The sequence below is a fragment of the Mesobacillus harenae genome (genome assembly GCF_013343715.1).
GTDB classification, from domain to species: domain Bacteria; phylum Bacillota; class Bacilli; order Bacillales; family Cytobacillaceae; genus Mesobacillus_A; species Mesobacillus_A harenae.
On sequence record NZ_JABUNR010000012.1, the window covers coordinates 222,623 to 242,472 of the forward strand.

Annotated in this window: 21 protein-coding genes; all 21 read left to right on the top strand. The window is 42.5% G+C overall.

Annotated elements, in window-relative coordinates; all coding sequences use genetic code 11:
- Positions 1-11 precede the first annotated feature (11 nt).
- A complete protein-coding gene (locus tag HRJ06_RS15755; RefSeq protein WP_174733902.1) occupies positions 12-242 on the top strand; it encodes a KH domain-containing protein in 231 nt (76 codons plus the stop codon).
- A 448-nt stretch (positions 243-690) separates the two neighbouring features.
- Complete coding sequence (locus HRJ06_RS15760; protein WP_174733903.1) at positions 691-1,083, top strand: YlqD family protein; 393 nt, start codon at positions 691-693, stop codon at positions 1,081-1,083.
- A gap of 8 nt (positions 1,084-1,091) precedes the next feature.
- The gene (gene rimM, locus HRJ06_RS15765) at positions 1,092-1,607 is read left to right on the top strand and encodes a ribosome maturation factor RimM (RefSeq protein WP_174733904.1); all 516 of its coding nucleotides are present in this window, start codon (positions 1,092-1,094) and stop codon (positions 1,605-1,607) included.
- A complete protein-coding gene (gene trmD, locus HRJ06_RS15770) occupies positions 1,604-2,347 on the top strand; it encodes a tRNA (guanosine(37)-N1)-methyltransferase TrmD (protein WP_242035269.1) in 744 nt (247 codons plus the stop codon). Before rimM ends, trmD begins: the two co-directional genes overlap by 4 nt.
- Positions 2,348-2,476: 129 nt before the next feature.
- Positions 2,477-2,821 (top strand): 50S ribosomal protein L19, encoded by a 345-nt coding sequence (gene rplS / locus HRJ06_RS15775; RefSeq protein WP_174733905.1) that lies wholly within the window; start codon positions 2,477-2,479, stop codon positions 2,819-2,821.
- A 229-nt stretch (positions 2,822-3,050) separates the two neighbouring features.
- Positions 3,051-3,602, top strand: coding sequence for a signal peptidase I (gene lepB, locus HRJ06_RS15780; RefSeq protein ID WP_174733906.1), 552 nt, complete (start codon positions 3,051-3,053; stop codon positions 3,600-3,602).
- 67 nt (positions 3,603-3,669) lie between these two features.
- Positions 3,670-4,560 (top strand): ribosome biogenesis GTPase YlqF, encoded by an 891-nt coding sequence (gene ylqF, locus HRJ06_RS15785; RefSeq protein ID WP_174733907.1) that lies wholly within the window; start codon positions 3,670-3,672, stop codon positions 4,558-4,560.
- A 70-nt stretch (positions 4,561-4,630) separates the two neighbouring features.
- A complete protein-coding gene (locus HRJ06_RS15790) occupies positions 4,631-5,413 on the top strand; it encodes a ribonuclease HII (protein WP_174733908.1) in 783 nt (260 codons plus the stop codon).
- An 18-nt stretch (positions 5,414-5,431) separates the two neighbouring features.
- Positions 5,432-7,336, top strand: a complete 1,905-nt coding sequence (locus HRJ06_RS15795) for a hypothetical protein (RefSeq protein ID WP_174733909.1) — start codon at positions 5,432-5,434, stop codon at positions 7,334-7,336.
- Entirely contained in the window at positions 7,333-7,620 is a 288-nt protein-coding gene (locus HRJ06_RS15800) for an EscU/YscU/HrcU family type III secretion system export apparatus switch protein (protein WP_174733910.1), read from the top strand. Before HRJ06_RS15795 ends, HRJ06_RS15800 begins: the two co-directional genes overlap by 4 nt.
- 406 nt (positions 7,621-8,026) lie before the next feature.
- Positions 8,027-9,187, top strand: a complete 1,161-nt coding sequence (gene sucC, locus HRJ06_RS15805) for an ADP-forming succinate--CoA ligase subunit beta (RefSeq protein WP_174733911.1) — start codon at positions 8,027-8,029, stop codon at positions 9,185-9,187.
- 23 nt (positions 9,188-9,210) lie between these two features.
- The gene (gene sucD / locus HRJ06_RS15810; RefSeq protein WP_174733912.1) at positions 9,211-10,113 is read left to right on the top strand and encodes a succinate--CoA ligase subunit alpha; all 903 of its coding nucleotides are present in this window, start codon (positions 9,211-9,213) and stop codon (positions 10,111-10,113) included.
- 128 nt (positions 10,114-10,241) lie between these two features.
- Entirely contained in the window at positions 10,242-11,117 is an 876-nt protein-coding gene (dprA, locus tag HRJ06_RS15815) for a DNA-processing protein DprA (RefSeq protein WP_174733913.1), read from the top strand.
- A 238-nt stretch (positions 11,118-11,355) separates the two neighbouring features.
- Positions 11,356-13,431 (top strand): type I DNA topoisomerase, encoded by a 2,076-nt coding sequence (topA, locus tag HRJ06_RS15820; RefSeq protein ID WP_174733914.1) that lies wholly within the window; start codon positions 11,356-11,358, stop codon positions 13,429-13,431.
- Between the two features lie 182 nt (positions 13,432-13,613).
- Positions 13,614-13,808: a hypothetical protein gene (locus tag HRJ06_RS15825; RefSeq protein ID WP_174733915.1), complete on the top strand. Its 195-nt coding sequence runs from the start codon at positions 13,614-13,616 to the stop codon at positions 13,806-13,808.
- Positions 13,809-13,931: 123 nt separating this feature from the next.
- A complete protein-coding gene (locus HRJ06_RS15830) occupies positions 13,932-14,126 on the top strand; it encodes a hypothetical protein (protein ID WP_174733916.1) in 195 nt (64 codons plus the stop codon).
- Positions 14,127-14,503: 377 nt separating this feature from the next.
- Positions 14,504-15,811 carry an FADH(2)-oxidizing methylenetetrahydrofolate--tRNA-(uracil(54)-C(5))-methyltransferase TrmFO gene (gene trmFO, locus HRJ06_RS15835; RefSeq protein WP_174733917.1) on the top strand — a complete coding sequence of 436 codons (1,308 nt, stop codon included), beginning with the start codon at positions 14,504-14,506 and terminating at the stop codon, positions 15,809-15,811.
- A gap of 60 nt (positions 15,812-15,871) precedes the next feature.
- Positions 15,872-16,774, top strand: coding sequence for a tyrosine recombinase XerC (gene xerC, locus HRJ06_RS15840; protein WP_174733918.1), 903 nt, complete (start codon positions 15,872-15,874; stop codon positions 16,772-16,774).
- Positions 16,775-16,797: 23 nt separating this feature from the next.
- A complete protein-coding gene (hslV, locus tag HRJ06_RS15845) occupies positions 16,798-17,343 on the top strand; it encodes an ATP-dependent protease subunit HslV (RefSeq protein WP_174733919.1) in 546 nt (181 codons plus the stop codon).
- A gap of 19 nt (positions 17,344-17,362) precedes the next feature.
- Entirely contained in the window at positions 17,363-18,769 is a 1,407-nt protein-coding gene (gene hslU, locus HRJ06_RS15850; RefSeq protein ID WP_174733938.1) for an HslU--HslV peptidase ATPase subunit, read from the top strand.
- Between the two features lie 125 nt (positions 18,770-18,894).
- Positions 18,895-19,674 carry a GTP-sensing pleiotropic transcriptional regulator CodY gene (gene codY / locus HRJ06_RS15855; RefSeq protein ID WP_174733920.1) on the top strand — a complete coding sequence of 260 codons (780 nt, stop codon included), beginning with the start codon at positions 18,895-18,897 and terminating at the stop codon, positions 19,672-19,674.
- The last annotated feature ends 176 nt before the right edge of the window (positions 19,675-19,850 follow it).

The following is a 19,850-nucleotide window of genomic DNA, read 5'->3' on the forward strand; positions in this document are numbered from 1 at the left end:
TTGTGGCCGAAATGAAGGATTTAATCCTGACGATTGTTAAGCCCCTTGTTGATTTTCCGGAAGATATTCAAGTGAATGTTCACGAAGAGGATCAACGCGTTACCTATAAGCTTTCAGTCAGCAAGAGCGATATGGGAAAAGTAATCGGAAAGCAAGGGCGCGTTGCAAAGGCGATTAGAACTGTCGTCTACGCAGCAGGATCATCACAGCAAAAGAAGATCTTCTTAGAAATCGTTGAATGATTGAAAAGCTGAAGCGCCTTGACCAGCCCCGACAAGCGCTGGAGAGCCAGAGGGTGAAGTCGTTCTTTGACTTCATCAGCTGGACCGAAGCGTCTCGAGGGGCTAGGCGCTGAAGCTAGATCAAGAAAAGCTGAGCCGACTGTCCAGAAACGAGTAAACTGGAGGCTCCGACAAAGAAGCGCTCTTTGCTTCTGTCGGAGGAGCTGAAGTTTACCGAGTTTCTAGGAGGCAAAGCTTGAATAAAGAAAAGCCACGCTCGTAGCTTGCCGCGTCCTGCGGCACTCGCCTGACTAGGACATCCTGTCCGTCGCTCGCCGACTGCGTGCAAAGCTGATCTTGAAAGAAGGAGGGGAAACCCTTCTTTTTTTTCTATAAAAAAATAACAACATTAAAAGGTACCGAGACATAGCAAATTGAGAACGCACCATGCGTTTAGGGAGGCGATGTTGTGAAAGTACTTCAAACTGTTATAGTAAAGCAGATTCTCACAGAAACGAGTAAATCAGCGTTGCTTGAGAATTACCAAAACAGGAAGTTTCAACTTCAGAAGGAATGCGACCAGCTGAAGTTTGCCATGAAGAAGTTTGAAAAAGCAAACAAGCACCAGGCAGAAGCTGCTATAAAGCAATATGATAAAGAGATCAGGGGAAAAGAAGAAAAAAGCAAGCTAATAGATTTTCAAATCGAACAATTACATATCCTACCGTTAGGGAGCGAGCTGAAAGAGACGGAACTTCAAGCTGTGGTAGAGCTACAGGTAGGTGACAGCTGGGAAAGCTTTCTTGGCAGCCAAACGATTATTATTAAAGATGGCGTTGTGGCTGAAATTCGCGAGAGGTGATAAACGAAATGGAAAACTGGTTAAATGTCGGAAAAGTAGTTAATACTCACGGAATTAAAGGCGAAGTTCGGGTTATTTCTATAACCGACTTTACCGAGGAACGCTATAAGCCAGGCAGCAAGCTGACTTTATTCATAGATGGAAAAAACCCGGAAGAGCTTACTGTAAGCAGCCATAGAAGCCATAAATCTTTTGACTTGCTGACATTCGAAGGGCTAAACAATGTTAATGAAGTCGAGAAGATGAAGGGCGGAGTGCTAAGGGTGCCAAACACGGAGCTCGGTACTCTTAATGAAGGAGAGTTTTACTATCACCAAATCATTGGCTGCCAGGTTTTCACTTTAGATGGAGAGGAAGTCGGCAAGATCACCGAGGTTATGTCCCCTGGTGCAAATGATGTTTGGGTCGTAAAGGTTCCAGGCAAAAAAGATGTCCTGATCCCTTATATAGATCAAATTGTAAAAGAGGTTAATATAGAAGAACAAAAAGTGATCATTGAGCCGATGGAAGGGCTTTTATCATGATGAAAATTGATGTGCTGACTTTGTTTCCTGAGATGTTTGCAGGCGTGTTTGGCCATTCAATTTTAAAAAAAGCTGCTGAAAAAGGCGCCGTTGATTACAATGTTGTCAATTTTCGTGACTATGCAGACAACAAACACCAAACTGTTGATGACTACCCGTATGGGGGCGGAGCAGGCATGGTGCTTAAGCCTCAGCCTATTTTTGATGCTGCAGCTGATTTGAAATCCAAATCACCCGAGAGTTCGCCGCGGATTATCCTTCTGTGTCCACAAGGGGAAAGATACAATCAAAAGAAAGCAGAAGAATTGGCTGATGAAGAGCATTTAATTTTTATATGTGGTCATTACGAAGGCTATGATGAGAGGATCCGGAAATATTTGATTACAGATGAAATATCAATTGGTGACTATGTATTGACCGGAGGAGAGCTTGGAGCGATGGTTGTGATTGATAGTGTGGTCAGGCTCTTGCCAGGTGTCCTAGGCAGCGAGGAGTCTCATATTCAGGATTCATTCAGCACTGGCTTGCTTGAGCATCCTCATTACACCAGGCCGGCTGAATTCAGGGGGATGCAGGTTCCTGAAGTTTTGTTGTCTGGGAATCATCGCTTGATAGAGGAATGGAGAGTTAAGGAATCGCTCAGGAGAACCTTTACAAGGCGGCCTGACCTCCTAAAAGATGCAGATTTGTCGAAAGACCAGGAAAAGTGGCTTGCCGAGATCGCAAAACAGCAAGAATAGCTGTTGCAGTAGGCCTTGGATTATGGTAAGATACTTCTTGTGACTTAAGACATTCGTCTGGTCGTTATAACGGTGTTCCGCTGCATATAACAATATGTGCAAGAGCATCTGTGGGAGGAGTTGAAAACGATGCATAAATTAATCGAAGATATCACAAAAGACCAGCTGCGTGCTGACCTTCCTTCGTTCCGTCCTGGTGACACTGTACGTGTACACGTTAAAGTTGTCGAGGGTACTCGTGAACGTATCCAGTTATTCGAAGGCGTTGTGATTAAGCGTCGTGGTGGTGGAATCAGCGAAACTTTTACAGTTCGTAAGATTTCTTACGGAGTAGGCGTTGAGCGTACATTCCCTGTACACACACCAAAAATTGCGAACTTAGAAGTAATACGTCGCGGTAAAGTACGCCGTGCTAAGCTTTACTACTTGCGCAACCTTCGCGGTAAGAAAGCCCGTATTAAAGAAATTCGCTAATAAGCCAAAAAGCGTAAGCGTTCAGTTGCTGGACACAAAGCCGGTACTAATAGCGCATACAATGAAAGGAGCTTGCCTGTCAAGCTCCTTTTTCATACTTTAAAAAAACCAAAAACAGTCTTGATATTATTAATTTATTATTAAAAAAATGCTCCCATCGTGTTTATTATAGATAACTTATGTAAAATAAAGCTATAGTGAAGCATTACTTTAGAATGGTGGGGAAACGATGGCAAAAAAGAAGAATGAACTTTGGGAATGGACAAAAGCTCTTGTGATTGCTGTTTTGCTTGCAGCAGTAATCAGGTACTTTTTGTTTGCCCCAATTGTAGTAGATGGCTTATCTATGATGCCTACACTTCATAACCAGGATCGGATGATTGTTAATAAACTGAGCTATAAGATCGGAGAGCCAGAGCGATTTGATATTGTCGTCTTTCACGCTCCAGAAAATAAAGATTACATAAAAAGAGTAATCGGACTGCCTGGTGATACAGTTGAATATAAAGACGATACTCTTTATGTGAATGGAGAAGCATATGAAGAACCTTATTTGGCAGAATATAAACAGCAGGTCATCGATGGCCCGTTAACCGATCCGTTTACATTAGAGGAAAAGATCGGCAGGGAAACGGTGCCAGAGGGGCATTTATTTGTCATGGGGGATAACCGAAGATTCAGCAAGGACAGCCGTCATATTGGAACAGTTCCAATTGAAGAGGTACTCGGAAAAACGAGAATCGTATACTGGCCTGTTGAAGACATTCGGATGATTGATTAATTTGCCGAGTACAATAGCCATGAAAAAGGCGTGTACATAGGCAGTATAAGATAGGGAGGTGACTGCTTTGACGATCCAATGGTTTCCAGGCCATATGGCCAAGGCTCGCAGAGAGGTCACGGAAAAGTTAAAACTAGTTGACGTTGTGTTTGAACTTGTAGATGCAAGGATTCCTTACTCATCCAGGAATCCGATGATCGATGAAATCATTCAGCATAAACCGCGCGTAGTCCTGCTTAATAAAGCAGACATGGCCGATAAGGGAGTCACAGCAGCTTGGGTTAGGCATTTCAAGGAAAAGGGCGTTACGGCCCTTCCAATCAATTCTCAGGCTGGTGTGGGATTAAAACAGATTGTTTCAGAGGCGAATTTAGTATTGAAAGAGAAATTTGACCGTCTGAAAGCAAAAGGTGTCAGGCCAAGGGCTATTCGTGCGATGATCGTTGGGATCCCTAATGCAGGAAAATCGACGCTGATTAACCGTCTGGCTGGCAAGAATATTGCCAGAACAGGAAATACTCCAGGCGTCACGAAAGCGCAGCAGTGGATTAAAGTCGGTAAAGAAATGGAATTACTTGATACACCCGGGATTTTATGGCCCAAGTTTGAAGATCAGAACGTCGGTCTAAAGCTTGCGCTAACGGGGGCTATTAAAGATACGATTCTAAATTTGCAGGATATAGCAGTATATGCGCTCAGATTTTTGGAGGAAAATTATCCTGAACGGCTGAAGGAGCGGTATAAGTTAGCTGAAATCCCTGAAGATATCGCCGTTTTGTTTGATAAAATTGGCATTTTGAGAGGCTGCAGAATCTCCGGGGGAGAAGTTGATTATGACAAGGTAGCAGAGCTGGTTATCAGGGAAGTCCGGTCAGAGAAAATGGGTCCGCTTTCCTTTGAAAGACCTGAATCCGCTTCCCAGAATGACCAAATAGCCGACACAGTTGAAAGGTCCTAATAGGGCCTTTATTTTTTGCCATATAAACCGATACATATAATATTAGTGGTGTAACGTGAGGAGAAATTCGATGAAAAAGTGGACAATTGATGAAATTGAACAACGTTTATTTAGTAAAACAAAACCGGACTTAGAATGGATTAAAGAACTGCGGGCCGACAGCCGCAAAGGAGCTCAGAGGCTGGTTGCCCGCTGGGAAAATCAGCAGGAAGCTGCCAGAACCGTTGAGGAGAAATTTATTAAGATGACCCAATTTGAAAGCCGGCTGAGAAAGGAAGGCTTTCAGATGATTGCAGGTATTGATGAAGCAGGAAGAGGCCCTTTGGCAGGACCTGTTTCTGCAGCCGCTGTGATCCTCCCGGAGGATTTTTACCTTCCTGGACTTAATGACTCGAAACAACTAACCGAACTAAAACGAAACCAATACTTTGATTACATTATGGAGAATGCTGTTTCAGTGGGAATCAGTTTGATTCATGCAGAGGAAATTGATCAGATTAATATTTTGGAAGCTTCCAAGAAAGCCATGCTTACCGCCGTGGCGTCTTTACAGGTACAGCCTGATTATCTTCTAATAGATGCTGTCAAGTTAACGGTGCCCTACCCCTCTGAAGCAATCATAAAGGGCGATTCGAAAAGCATTTCCATAGCTGCTGCCTCTGTAATTGCAAAAGTAACCAGGGACAGGCTGATGCGGAAAGTGGATGCTGATTATCCAGAATATGGATTTTCCAAAAATATGGGATATGGGACTGCTGAACACATTACTGCTCTAAAGGAATACGGAGCGACTCCCTTACATCGAAAAAGTTTTGCCCCGGTCAGGGAGACTGAACAAATAAATAATAAATAAACTTTAAGGCGGGGTCGTATGAGAACAGCTGGATTATTTGACAATCTCTTTCAATCAAAACAGAAACAGCTCAATCATCTTAGCCTCCGGCCAGGTCAAATGATCCAGGCAAAAGTAACAAAATTATTCCAAGATAATACTGCTGAGCTTCAAATTGGAAGCACTCGATTAATCGCTCAGCTAGAAGCACCAATGACAGCCAACAAGCTTTCATGGTTTCAAGTCCAGCCTGGTGAAGGGAAGACGAGGCTGAAGCTTGTTGGTGCGCTGTCAAAAGGGCACCAAACTGTGGAGGAGACGAGTGCTAGAATTCTTAAAGAGTTTTTTCTAGAACCATCGAAGAAAAATCTTGAAATGGTCGGATTCTTTCTAAAAGCACAGCTTCCAGTAACAAAGGAGCATCTTGTTGTGGTTTCGAACTGGCTCAATGAGGGTGAGCCATCCAGTAAAAGGCTTGAAACAGTAAGGCTGTTGTTTGAGAATGGCTTTCCCTTGTCTAAGTCTGTATTATCTGCTTTGGAAGCCTGGCAAAAAAACAGCTCGTTCACAGGGCTTATGGACAGCATCGTTTCGGGCTTAAAAGGCGACTCAAAGACTGAGGTAGAATTAGCTGCTCTACTAAGAAATATAATTGCTACACAAAAAGACCAGGTGGGCCGGGAAGCATTGGCTCAACTGATGAAGCAATGGCTTCATACAGAAGATCCCCGGGCTTTCCCTCTCCTCCAGCGGGTAGGGGCTTTACCGGGGTCTATAACCGAGCAAGAGTTCTTCGGCCTTTTAATACGAGATTATGCCAGCAGTACAGGGCAGGCAGTCAAAGGAGACAGCCCTTTAGCCTCATCAATCCTGCAGGTTCTCAGCACTATAAGTGCAGATGGAGAACAAAAAGATTTGGGAAAACTTGTAAATCTTATTTCATCACACTATGGTGCAAATGCTAAGGTCTCTTCAAATCAACTTGAATCCATAGCAGCTGCGATCAAACAAATTCAGGCAGGTGTAAACCCTGAGAAAGCTCTAGGAGATAATAAGTTGATGCAGAGTCTTAAACTGCTCCTGTCCCTGCAGACGAACCAGTCAGTGAACGATACTACCATCCTAATACCTGAAGTAATAACTAAATTCAGTGGAGGAGATTTCTCAATGGCTGAAGCGAGGCTGGCTGAACTTTTAAAGTCGGCAACACATCTTGATGATGGGAGAGCTAATCCCTCTGCGTTTACTCGCCAAGACATCGAATTACTGTCTAAAATTTCCGCACAGGCTGAGCTAAATCAAAAACTAAATCAGGGTGGAACTGAACTCACTCAGCACCTTAAAGAGATAATCGTGAAACTCGGGCTATCTCATGAAAAGGCTGTTTTACAGGCATTTAAAGGAACTTCAGAATTCGAAATTCAAGAGGATACCCTAAAGCCATTATTGCTAAAGTTTTTAAATGAAGGTATGCATCAGCCTCAGGCTTTAAGAGAAGCTGCAGAGAATCTAGTTAACAAGCTGACAGCTTTCCAACTGATGTCCCAGGAGATTGGGCCTATTCAGCAATTTGCTGTGCAAATTCCATTTCCTCTGTGGACGAGGACCTCTGAAGTAACCCTGCAATTCAGCGGCCAAAAAACAGCAGAAGGAAAAATTAACCCTGATTATTGCCGAGTGTTATTTTACCTTGAACTTGAACATCTCGGTGACACGATTATTGATATGCAAATTCAAAACAGAATCATTAAAATAGGAATAATTAATGATGATCATTCCATCGAGTCGACGGCCCAACCATTAATTGGAACCTTAAAAGGAGCGCTAACTGAGATGAATTACCAGCTTTCGGCTGTAACCTTTAGCTCAGCGGCGGATCAGCCGAAAAAACAGCCAAGGTATAATCAGTCGGGGAACTATAGTGGATTGGATATTAAAATATGAAGAAAAACCAACATAATAACCCACGTAAAGAAGCGGTTGCGCTCTCTTATGACCCTGGAAAGGCGGATGCTCCAAAAATCGTGGCACGGGGAAAGGGGATTACGGCAGAAAGCATAATTGAAAAAGCAAAAGAGAATCAAATTCCGATCCAGGAGGACGCTACCCTTGTTGAGATTTTAAGCCAGCTTAACATAAATGATAAAATTCCTGAGGAACTCTATGAGGCTGTAGCCGAGGTATTTGCATTTATTTACAGGGCAGATCAGGAGGCAGGAAAAAAGTAAATTTTAATAGAGAAATACAAGCGCTCTTTAAATCGGTGCTTTTTAGTAGTGATAAAAAATATATTTTGTCACATTTTAAGGAAGTTGCCAGGTTTATCAATTAGCTTTAGGGCGTGGGGTTATTTGCAAATTTCTTTATCATTCTTGTGGTATAACTTTTCGAAATATTTAAAGTGCCGAAATATTTAAATCATAAAGGTAGACAAGGCTTATTTCATTATATAAAATGAAAGCGCAGTCTAATTTTTGTGTAAAATAAAAAGTATAATAATTTCTGCCAGAACGAGTTTTAAACCTTTAAGCATCCAAAGATACAAGTGAGAAATTCAGGTTATCCGGCTTTCTTGCCAATCTTGCCTAATGCTTACAAAAGGTGGAGCTCTTCTGAAAGATAGGAGGATGGGAAATGAATATCCATGAGTACCAAGGGAAAGAAATCCTCAGAAAATACGGGGTAAAAGTACCTAATGGAAAGGTTGCCTTTACAGTTGAGGAAGCTGTAGAAGCTGCCAAAGAATTAGGCACGGCTGTGTGTGTCGTAAAAGCTCAGATTCACGCAGGCGGAAGGGGTAAAGCCGGCGGAGTCAAAGTTGCAAAGAACCTTGACGAAGTACGTACATATGCCAGTGAAATTCTAGGGAAAACACTAGTAACTCACCAAACTGGACCTGAGGGCAAAGAAGTAAAGCGCCTGTTGATTGAAGAGGGGTGCGACATCAAGAAAGAGTACTACATTGGACTTGTACTTGACCGCGCAACTTCCCGCGTTGTTTTAATGGCTTCAGAAGAAGGCGGTACTGAGATTGAAGAAGTGGCAGAAGCAACGCCAGAAAAAATCTTCAAAGAAGAAATCGACCCTGTTTTAGGATTAATGCCATACCAAGCCCGCCGTGTTGCTTTCAATATCAACATACCAAAAGAGCTGGTAAACCAGGCAGTCAAATTTATGATGGGCCTATATAAAGCTTATATTGAAAAGGATTGCGCTATTGCAGAAATCAATCCGCTTGTTGTAACAGGAGACGGCCAGGTAATGGCATTGGACGCAAAGCTAAACTTTGATTCAAATGCTATGTATCGCCAAAAAGATATCATGGAATACCGTGATCTCGAAGAGGAAGATGCAAAGGAAATCGAAGCTTCTAAATATGACCTTAGCTATATCTCTTTAGAAGGAAATATCGGCTGCATGGTAAATGGTGCTGGTCTTGCAATGGCAACAATGGACATTGTAAAGCACTATGGCGGAGATCCCGCTAACTTCCTTGACGTTGGGGGCGGTGCAACAGCTGAAAAGGTTACAGAAGCATTTAAAATCATCCTTTCTGATCCAAATGTTAAAGGGATCTTCGTCAATATCTTTGGCGGAATCATGAAGTGTGACGTTATTGCCACAGGTGTTGTAGAAGCTGCTAAGCAGGTAGGATTGGAAGTTCCGTTAGTAGTCAGATTAGAAGGAACTAATGTGGATCTCGGCAAACAGATCTTGAATGAATCCGGCCTCAATATTATTGCAGCAGAGTCTATGGCAGACGGTGCGCAAAAAATCGTATCACAAGTTAAGTAACAGGATAGAAAGGAGAATTTGACGTGAGTGTATTTATAAATAAAGATACTAAAGTAATTGTCCAAGGGATCACTGGTTCTACAGCCCTTTTCCATACGAAACAAATGCTTGAATACGGTACGCAGATTGTCGCTGGTACAACACCTGGCAAGGGCGGACAGGAAGTAGAAGGTGTTCCTGTTTTTAACACTGTAAAAGAAGCGGTTGAAGCAACGGGTGCTAATGCTTCAGTTATTTATGTTCCAGCTGCATTTGCTGCAGATGCAATTGTTGAAGCGGTTGATGCTGAACTCGATCTTGCTATCTGCATAACAGAACATATTCCAGTGCTTGATATGGTAAAAGTAAGACGGTATATGGAAGGCAAAAAAACACGCCTTGTTGGTCCAAACTGCCCTGGTGTAATCACGCCTGACGAATGCAAAATCGGTATTATGCCTGGCTATATCCATACAAAAGGCCATGTTGGTGTTGTTTCACGTTCAGGAACACTTACGTATGAGGCGGTTCATCAGTTGACACAGACAGGCATTGGCCAATCAACAGCTGTTGGAATTGGTGGAGACCCTGTTAATGGAACGAACTTCATCGATGTATTAAAAGCTTTTAACGAAGATGAAGACACATATGCAGTTATTATGATCGGAGAAATTGGCGGTACAGCTGAAGAGGAAGCAGCAGAATGGGTTAAGGCTAATATGACTAAACCTGTTGTTGGATTTATCGGCGGACGTACAGCACCTCCAGGAAAACGCATGGGCCATGCTGGTGCGATTATTTCAGGCGGAAAAGGAACTGCAGACGAAAAAATCCGTGTCATGAATGAATGCGGAATTAAAGTTGCAGAAACACCTTCTGTAATGGGAGAAACTCTCATTGAAGTTCTAAAAGAAAAAGGCCTATATGAAAAGTGCAAAACACACTAGGCGATAAATAGCAGACAGACTTTCAGGCCCTCTTGTAAAAGGGGGCTGTTTGTCTATCTATCTTTCGAACAATACCGTCTCACTGAATCACACTGCAATAAAACCAGGGAACTAATTAGGAGGTCATTATGGACGAATTTAGGAAAAGGTTGTTACATCTTCATCTCTCAACCTCTAGCTGGAAAACAATTTTCACTATACTAAAAGCCGATCCGACTCTTGAAAGACTTTATAAAATACCACTTGCAAATTCACCCAACTTCTCCTTTACTGACCCCTCCGTACAAGCAGCAATCACTTATTTGCGCTCAACTTCTATCGAAACCAACATACAACAATATAACAATGGAAAAATATATGTACTTACCATTTTCGATGAGATTTACCCACAAGCTTTAAAAGAGACTTACCAGCCTCCATGGATATTATTTGCAAAAGGGGACATTAGTCTGCTAAGGGAGAAACACCTTTTGGCTGTGGTAGGCTCACGGGCAGCATCCTCCTATGCAAAAAGAACAGTTGAATTTCTCATGCCTGAATTAATAGAAAGCGGGTTGGTTATTGTAAGCGGACTTGCTAAGGGAATTGATGCACTCGCCCATAAGACTGCAATTGAAAATGGAGGAAAAACTATTGGTGTCATAGCTGGGGGATTTTGGAATTTATACCCAGCCGAAACAAAAAGGCTTGCAATGTATATGATGGAAAAACAACTAGTGGTTTCTGAGTATGCACCAGAATCGAAACCAGCCAGGTGGCAATTTCCAATGAGAAATCGAATAATAAGCGGGCTCTCAAAAGGGACTCTCGTTGTTGAAGCCAAGAAAAAAAGCGGTTCATTAATCACAGCTGATTTTTCCATGAGCGAGGGAAGAGAAGTTTTTGCCATCCCGGGCGATATCCTTACAAGCGAATCAGAAGGCGTGCATGAGCTTATTCAACAAGGGGCAAAGCTTGTTAAGAGTGCGAAAAATATTTTGGAGGAACTAAATTTGTCCTATTAACTTAAATCGGTCATACTAAAAAAGTAAGTAAAAGAGCACTTTTCTAATCTTTTTCCATCCAATTGGGGAATTTCACAACAAAATGGTTGAAATAATTCTGAATCTGTTATACATTTTGCATCAGGTATTTTAAATCAATTTATATGTTTGTAAACGTTTTCTTATGGTCTTTGTTGACAAGTGCGAACAAAGTATAGAATAATTATGGATAATTTTATACCTCTAAGGAGGATTTTGGATGTCAGAGTTTTTAGTCATTGTTGAGTCGCCTGCAAAGGCCAAGACAATTGAGCGTTATTTAGGCAAGAAGTATAAGGTAAAAGCCTCCATGGGACATATCCGTGATCTGCCCAAGAGCCAGATGGGTGTAGATGTTGAACATAACTATGATCCTAAGTATATTACGATTCGCGGCAAGGGCCCGGTTTTAAAAGAATTGAAAACTGCCGCAAAAAAAGCTAAAAAGATTTATCTCGCGGCTGACCCGGATCGCGAAGGGGAAGCAATCGCCTGGCACCTGGCCCATAGCCTTAACCTTGATACTAGCTCAGATTGCCGGGTAGTATTTAATGAAATTACCAAGGATGCCATCAAAGAATCATTTAAGCATCCTCGCCCAATCAACATGGATCTTGTTGATGCCCAGCAGGCCCGCCGTATTTTAGACCGGCTGGTTGGCTATAATATCAGCCCGCTACTATGGAAAAAGGTGAAAAAAGGTTTAAGTGCTGGACGTGTTCAATCTGTTGCATTACGCCTGATTATTGACAGGGAAAAGGAAATAAAGGATTTTGTTCCTGAAGAGTACTGGACAATCGGAGCCGAATTTATGAAAGGCAAAGAAGTATTTGAAGCAAGCTTCTATGGCCAGAATAATGAAAAGATAGATCTTAAGTCCGAAGAAGAAGTTAATTCGATATTAAAAGAATTAAAAGGAAATAAGTTTAAAGTAACAAGCGTGACAAAAAAGGAAAGAAAGCGGAACCCAGCGCTTCCTTTTATTACATCGTCCCTTCAGCAGGAAGCTGCGCGTAAGCTGAACTACCGCGCCAAAAAGACGATGATGCTTGCTCAGCAGCTTTATGAGGGCATCGATTTGGGGAAAGAAGGAACAGTCGGTTTAATCACCTATATGAGAACAGACTCTACTCGAATCTCTGAGGTAGCGATAAAAGAAGCAAGCGAATATATTACTTCGACATTTGGGAAAGAGTATCTGCCTACAGAGGCTAGAAAAGAAAAGAAACAATCAAATTCCCAGGATGCTCATGAGGCGATTCGCCCTACAAGTACATTAAAAGAACCAAGCAGCATAAAGGAGTTTCTTTCGAGAGATCAGCTTCGACTCTATAAGCTGATCTGGGAACGCTTTGTGGCAAGCCAGATGGCACCAGCAGTAATGGATACAATGAGCGTGGATATCGTAAACAGCGGTGTTACTTTTCGGGCAACAGGATCTAAAGTGAAGTTCCCAGGATTTATGAAAGTGTATGTAGAGGGGACCGATGATCAAGTCGAGGAAAAAGATAAACTTCTTCCTGACCTGAAGGAAGGCGATGAAGTCCTTAAAAAGGATATTGATCCAAAGCAGCACTTTACCCAGCCACCTCCAAGGTATACTGAAGCAAGGCTAGTCAGAACACTGGAGGAAAAGGGAATTGGCCGGCCATCAACATATGCTCCTACCCTGGATACAATTCAAAAAAGGGGATATGTCACGTTAGACAACAAGCGCTTTTTACCAACGGAGCTTGGTGAAATTATCCACCAGCTCGTCATGGAGTTTTTTCCTGATATTATAAACGCGGAATTTACTGCCAAGCTTGAACAGGAACTTGATGATGTTGAAGACGGGAAAGTAAACTGGGTCAGCATTATTAATGAATTCTATGTCGATTTTGAAAAGCACCTACAAATAGCAGAAAAGGAAATGCAGGAAGTCGAAATCAAAGACGAGCCTGCCGGTGAAGACTGTGAACATTGCCAAAACCCGATGGTCTTTAAAATGGGCCGTTACGGGAAGTTCATGGCATGCAGCAATTTTCCTGAATGCCGTAATACAAAAGCAATTGTTAAAGAGATCGGTGTAAAATGCCCTAACTGTAAAGAGGGCAACGTTATTGAACGAAAAAGCAAAAAGAGGCGGATCTTTTACGGCTGTGATCGCTTCCCAAGCTGTGAATTCCTATCATGGGATAAGCCGCTGCCAAGAAACTGCCCGAAATGTGAGAGCGTACTGGTTGAGAAGAAACTTAAAAAAGGCGTACAAGTACAATGCATGAACTGTGACTACAAAGAAACCCCACAAGCATAGAATAGCGAAGCCGACTGTTTAGAAACGAGCAGACTGGAGATTCCGACAAAGAAGCGTTTTGTGCTTCTGTCGGAGGAATTGAAGTATGCCGAGTTTCTAGGAGGCGCAGCTGGACATAGAAAAACGAAAGCGTCTTGTTCATCCCCGACAAGCGCTGGAGGGCCGACAGGTGAAGTCGTTCTTTGACTTCATCAGGCGGACCGAAGCGACTCGAGGGGATAGACGCTGAAGTTGGACAACGAAAAGCGAAGCCGACTAGGATCAAACACAGTTTGTTCCCAGAAACGAGCAAACTGGAGATTCCGACAAAGAAGCGGGTTTTGCTTCTGTCGGAGGAATCGAAGTATGCCGAGTTTCTAGGAGGCGCAGCTGGATAAAGAAAAACGAAAGCGTCTTGTTCATCCCCGACAAGCGTTGGCCGACTAAAGTCGCCGTGTCCTGCGGCAACGTCGGCACTAGGCCTTCCTGGCCGTCGGAGGGCCGACAGGTGAAGTCGTTCTTTGACTTCATCAGTCGGACCGAAGCGACTCGAGGGGATAGACGCTGAAGTTGGACAACGAAAAGCGAAGCCGACTAGGAACAAACACAGTTTGTTCCCAGAAACGAGCAAACTGGAGATTCCGACAAAGAAGCGGGTTATGCTTCTGTCGGAGGAATCGAAGTATGCCGAGTTTCTAGGAGGCGCAGCTGGATAAAGAAAAACGAAAGCGTCTTGTTCATCCCCGACAAGCGTTGGCCGACTAACGTCGCCGCGTCCTGCGGAACCAAAGCGGAAGACAGGAAGCAGAGTGAGCAGAGTGCCAAAAAAGTGGGTTGTCGGATAATTTGCCGACGAAACCAGCTGGAAAAGTCATAAAAAAAAGAGTGAGCCCGAGGGCTCACTCTTTTACATTGCTTAAATAAGATAAAATAGGACAATTTATGACTATATAGTAAAGCATGAAACTTTTTTCTTTTTGATTCGTAATGTACAATGCAGAATGGAGATACATGTGATAAGAAACAAAATAGTGGGTAATGATGAAAATGTTTAGTATACTCATAATTCTACATAGAGCGTTGGAGGTAAACAATGGCTGAAAAAACAGTAAATGTAATCGGTGCAGGGTTAGCGGGAAGCGAGGCGGCATGGCAGCTTGCCAAAAGAGGAATATTAGTAAATTTGTATGAAATGCGGCCAGTTAAACAAACACCCGCCCATCATACAGATAAATTTGCGGAATTGGTTTGCAGTAATTCATTAAGGGCTAATACATTAACAAACGCAGTAGGAGTTTTAAAAGAGGAAATGAGAATGCTGGACTCTGTAATCATTAGTGCAGCGGACGCTTGCTCTGTTCCCGCCGGCGGGGCACTGGCGGTGGACCGCCACGAATTTGCTGCCCAAGTCACAGAGCGGGTAAAAAATCATCCGAATGTGACTGTTTATAATGAAGAAATCACACAAATTCCAGAAGGGCCAACGATTATTGCAACAGGTCCGCTGACAAGTGAAGCTTTATCAAAACAGCTGAAAGAACTGACAGGTGAAGAGTATTTATATTTTTATGATGCTGCTGCGCCAATTATTGAAAAAGACAGTATTAATATGGAGAAGGTTTACCTAAAATCAAGATATGACAAAGGTGAAGCAGCCTATTTAAACTGTCCTATGAACGAGGAAGAATTCAATCGTTTTTATGAGGCGTTAATCGCCGCTGAGACGGTTCCCTTAAAGGAATTCGAGAAAGAAGTCTTTTTCGAAGGATGTATGCCAATTGAGGTAATGGGCCAGCGGGGCCGAAAAACCATGCTTTTTGGACCATTAAAGCCAGTCGGGCTGGAAGATCCACGTACAGGTAAACGTCCTTATGCTGTTGTGCAGCTGAGACAGGATGATGCAGCGGGAACTCTTTATAATATTGTCGGATTTCAGACACATTTAAAGTGGGGCCCTCAAAAACAAGTCATCCAGCTGATTCCAGGTCTGGAAAATGCAGAGATTGTTCGATACGGTGTAATGCATCGCAACACGTTTATCAACTCGCCAAGAGTACTCCATGCGACATATCAGTTCAGAGAGCGGAGCGATTTGTTCTTCGCAGGACAAATGACAGGCGTTGAAGGGTACGTAGAATCGGCAGCAAGCGGACTTATAGCTGGAATTAATGCAGCAAGGATTGCCAGTGGGCAGGAGCCGGTTGTGGTACCCCATGAGACAGCGATTGGAAGCATGGCCCGATATATTACTACAGCTAATCCAAAAAATTTCCAGCCTATGAATGCTAATTTTGGACTATTTCCTGATCTGGAACAGAAGATTAAAGGTAAAAAAGAACGCAATGAACAACACGCTAACCGAGCATTAGAAACAATTCAGAAATTTGCGAAAAATTTGTAACTTTTATTGCAAGGGGTATTTAAATATGATACTATTTAATAACCCTTGAGGAGTGAGACCTTGGAAGGAAATGTGAACAATTCTTTAAAGTTGTTTATTGAATATTTACAAATTGAAAAAAATTCTTCAAAATATACAATTGAACATTACCAACATGATATTAGGAATTTTTTCATGTTCATGTCTGAACAAGATATTAAAAATTTAAAAGACGTTGAATACTTAGATATTAGGATTTACTTAACCAACTTGTATGAGAACCAATTATCAAGGAAATCAGTTGCACGAAAAATCTCTTGTCTCCGCTCTTTTTTTAAGTTCCTGCTGAGAGAGGAGATTGTGCATGAAAATCCTTTTGCACTTGTCTCCATCCCAAAATCGGAAAAACTTCTTCCGGACTTTTTTTATGAAGAAGAGTTAAAAGATATATTCGCTGCTTGTGATACGAGTACCCCGCTTGGCTTAAGAAATAAAGCCATTCTGGAACTGCTTTATGGAACAGGTATTCGAGTTGGCGAATGCTGTCAGATCCAGCTTAATGATATAGATTTCTTTCTTTCAACAACCATGATTCATGGCAAAGGAAATAAGCAAAGGTATGTCCCGTTTGGGAGCTTTGCTCATGATGCCTTGGAATCATACATAAGAGACGGGAGAAGGGTTCTGTTGAATGGGAAGCACGATCACGGGCATTTATTTGTAAATTTTAGGGGTGGGCCATTAACCGCGCGCGGGGTCCGTACTATTTTAAACAGTTTGATTGAGAAATCTTCTCTGAATGTGAAGATACATCCCCATAAGCTAAGGCATAGCTTTGCAACACATCTTTTAAGTAATGGCGCAGACATGAGGACGGTTCAAGAGCTGTTAGGGCATGCCTTTCTCTCATCCACACAGGTGTACACACATGTTACAAAAGAATTTTTGAAGAAAACGTATATGTCCCATCACCCGCGGGCATAGACTCCAAAAGGAGGAAATCAGGGATGTCACAACAGTTTCATGCAACGACAATCTTTGCTGTCCAGCATAAAGGCCAAAATGCAATGGCTGGTGACGGACAGGTAACCTTTGGAAATGCAGTAGTAATGAAACACACGGCGAGAAAAGTAAGAAAGCTTTTTAATGGCAAAGTAATTGCAGGTTTTGCTGGCTCCGTTGCAGATGCGTTTACTTTGTTTGAAAAATTTGAAGCAAAGCTTGAAGAATACAACGGAAACCTTCAGCGTGCAGCTGTTGAGCTGGCAAAACAATGGAGAAGCGACAAGATGCTTAGGCAGCTTGAAGCAATGCTCATTGTTATGGATGAAAAGCATTTGCTGCTGATTTCGGGAACTGGCGAAGTAATTGAGCCGGATGATGGAATCCTTGCAATAGGCTCAGGAGGCAATTATGCCCTTGCGGCTGGCCGAGCCCTTAAAAACTACAGTGGCGAACATATGGATGCAAAGGGCATTGCGAAATCCGCACTGGAAATAGCTGCAGATATATGTGTTTATACAAATACCAACATCATTGTTGAAGAGCTCTAAGGCGGAAGGAGTAGAAATGATGAAAAAAACAGCTAGTTTAACTCCCAGGCAAATTGTGGAGCGGCTTGATCAATATATAGTCGGGCAAAAAGATGCAAAGAAAGCAGTAGCAGTTGCGCTTAGAAACCGATATAGACGCAGTCTGCTAGCTGAAACCTTACGCGATGAAATCAACCCGAAAAATATTTTAATGATCGGTCCTACTGGTGTGGGAAAAACAGAAATTGCCAGAAGAATTGCCAAACTAGTCGGAGCGCCGTTTGTAAAAGTTGAAGCGACAAAGTTTACCGAAGTTGGCTACGTTGGCCGTGATGTTGAATCAATGGTCAGGGATCTTGTTGAAACATCGATTCGTCTTGTTAAAGAAGAAAAGATGGTCAGCGTTAAAGAGCCGGCAGAGCAAAATGCTAATGCTCGCCTTGTAGAACTATTAGTCCCAGCTGCTAAAAAAGGCAATAACTATAAAAACCCGATTGAAATGCTATTTGGCGGCGGAGGGGCTAACCAGGATGAACAGGAAACCCCGGCCGAAGATATGAGCATACAAGAAAAGCGAAAGATCGTTAAGCAGAAGCTTGACCAGGGCGAGCTTGAGGATGAGATTATCACCGTCGAAGTAGATGAGCAGCAGCCGTCAATGTTTGATATGCTCCAAGGCTCAGGAATGGAGCAAATGGGCATGAATATGCAGGATGCGCTCAGCAGTTTTATGCCAAAGAAACGAAAAAAACGCAAGCTTCCAGTACGTGAGGCTAGAGTCATTTTGACTAATGAGGAAGCACAAAAGCTAATCGATATGGATGAGGTTACCCAGGACGCTGTTTTTAGGGCCGAACAAAGCGGGATTATCTTCATCGATGAAATTGATAAAATCGCTAGTAAAAATGGCGGCGGATCATCAGCAGATGTATCCCGTGAAGGTGTTCAGCGCGATATCCTGCCTGTTGTAGAGGGTTCGACCGTCGTTACGAAATATGGCTCCATAAAGACGGACTATATCTTATTTATTGCTGCCGGCGCTTTCCATATGGCGAAGCCTTCAGATTTAATTCCGGAACTGCAAGGGCGTTTTCCGATTCGTGTGGAATTAACAAAACTCACAGTCGAAGATTTTTATCGGATTCTGGTAGAGCCCGATAATGCCCTGACAAAACAATATGAAGCTTTATTGGAAACTGAAGGTATAGAAATTGAATTTTCTGACGATGCTATTCGTAAGATTGCAGAAGTAGCATTTGAAGTGAATCAGAACACAGATAATATTGGTGCACGCAGGCTGCACACAATTCTCGAAAAACTGCTCGAGGATCTCAGTTTCGAGGCTCCTGATATTACTTTGGAAAAAATAACAATTACGCCTCAGTATGTGGAAGAAAAGCTTGGTGTAATCTCAAGGAACAAGGATTTAAGCCAATTTATTCTGTAGTTCGTTTCGTTTTAAGTTATACTCGCAGGGGTAGACAAATAGGGCATCTAATAAAACAGCTACTGCCGATATAAATTAGGAATCAAAAATAGGAACATTTGTTGAAGCAAATAGGAGGAAAAATCATGGACTTACTATCGAAAACAAGAAAGATTAATGCACTGCTTCAGAAAGCAGCTGGAAAGCCGGTTAACTTTAAGGAAATGGCCGAAACATTAAGCGGAGTAATTGAGGCAAACATATTTGTTGTAAGCCGCCGCGGAAAATTGCTGGGCTTTGCTGTTAACCAGCAAATTGAAAATGAGCGTATGAAAAAAATGCTCGAAGACCGTCAATTCCCTGAAGAGTATACAAAAAGTTTGTTCAACGTTCAGGAAACGTCTTCAAATCTGGATGTAGAAAGTGAATATACAGCTTTCCCAGTTGAAAACAGAGAGTTATTCAGTAACGGACTGACTACAATTGTTCCCATCATTGGTGGAGGTGAACGGCTCGGTACGTTAATCTTGGCAAGGGTTGAAGAACAATTCCATGATGACGACCTAATTCTTGGCGAATATGGTGCAACTGTAGTTGGAATGGAAATCCTTCGCGAAAAAGCTGAAGAAATTGAAGATGAGGCCCGCAGCAAGGCTGTTGTCCAAATGGCAATCAGCTCACTTTCCTACAGTGAACTTGAAGCGATTGAGCATATCTTTGAAGAACTTGATGGCAAGGAAGGTCTGCTTGTCGCCTCTAAGATCGCTGATCGTGTCGGAATTACCCGTTCTGTTATCGTAAACGCACTTCGTAAGCTGGAGAGTGCTGGAGTAATTGAATCCCGCTCACTAGGTATGAAAGGGACCTATATTAAGGTTCTAAATGATAAATTCCTAATGGAATTGGAAAAACTAAAAACTAGCTAACCAAAATATAAAATAGAAAAGGGATCCGGAATGCTTCATTGAGCTATACCCCGTATAACGGACACTGATAAAAAAGTGTCCCTTATACGGGGTTTTTTGTGTTTCAATAGAATTATTGAGGGGACGGAGGAGTATCATGGGGAAGAATTTATATACCGATTTTCAGATAAAAGAAC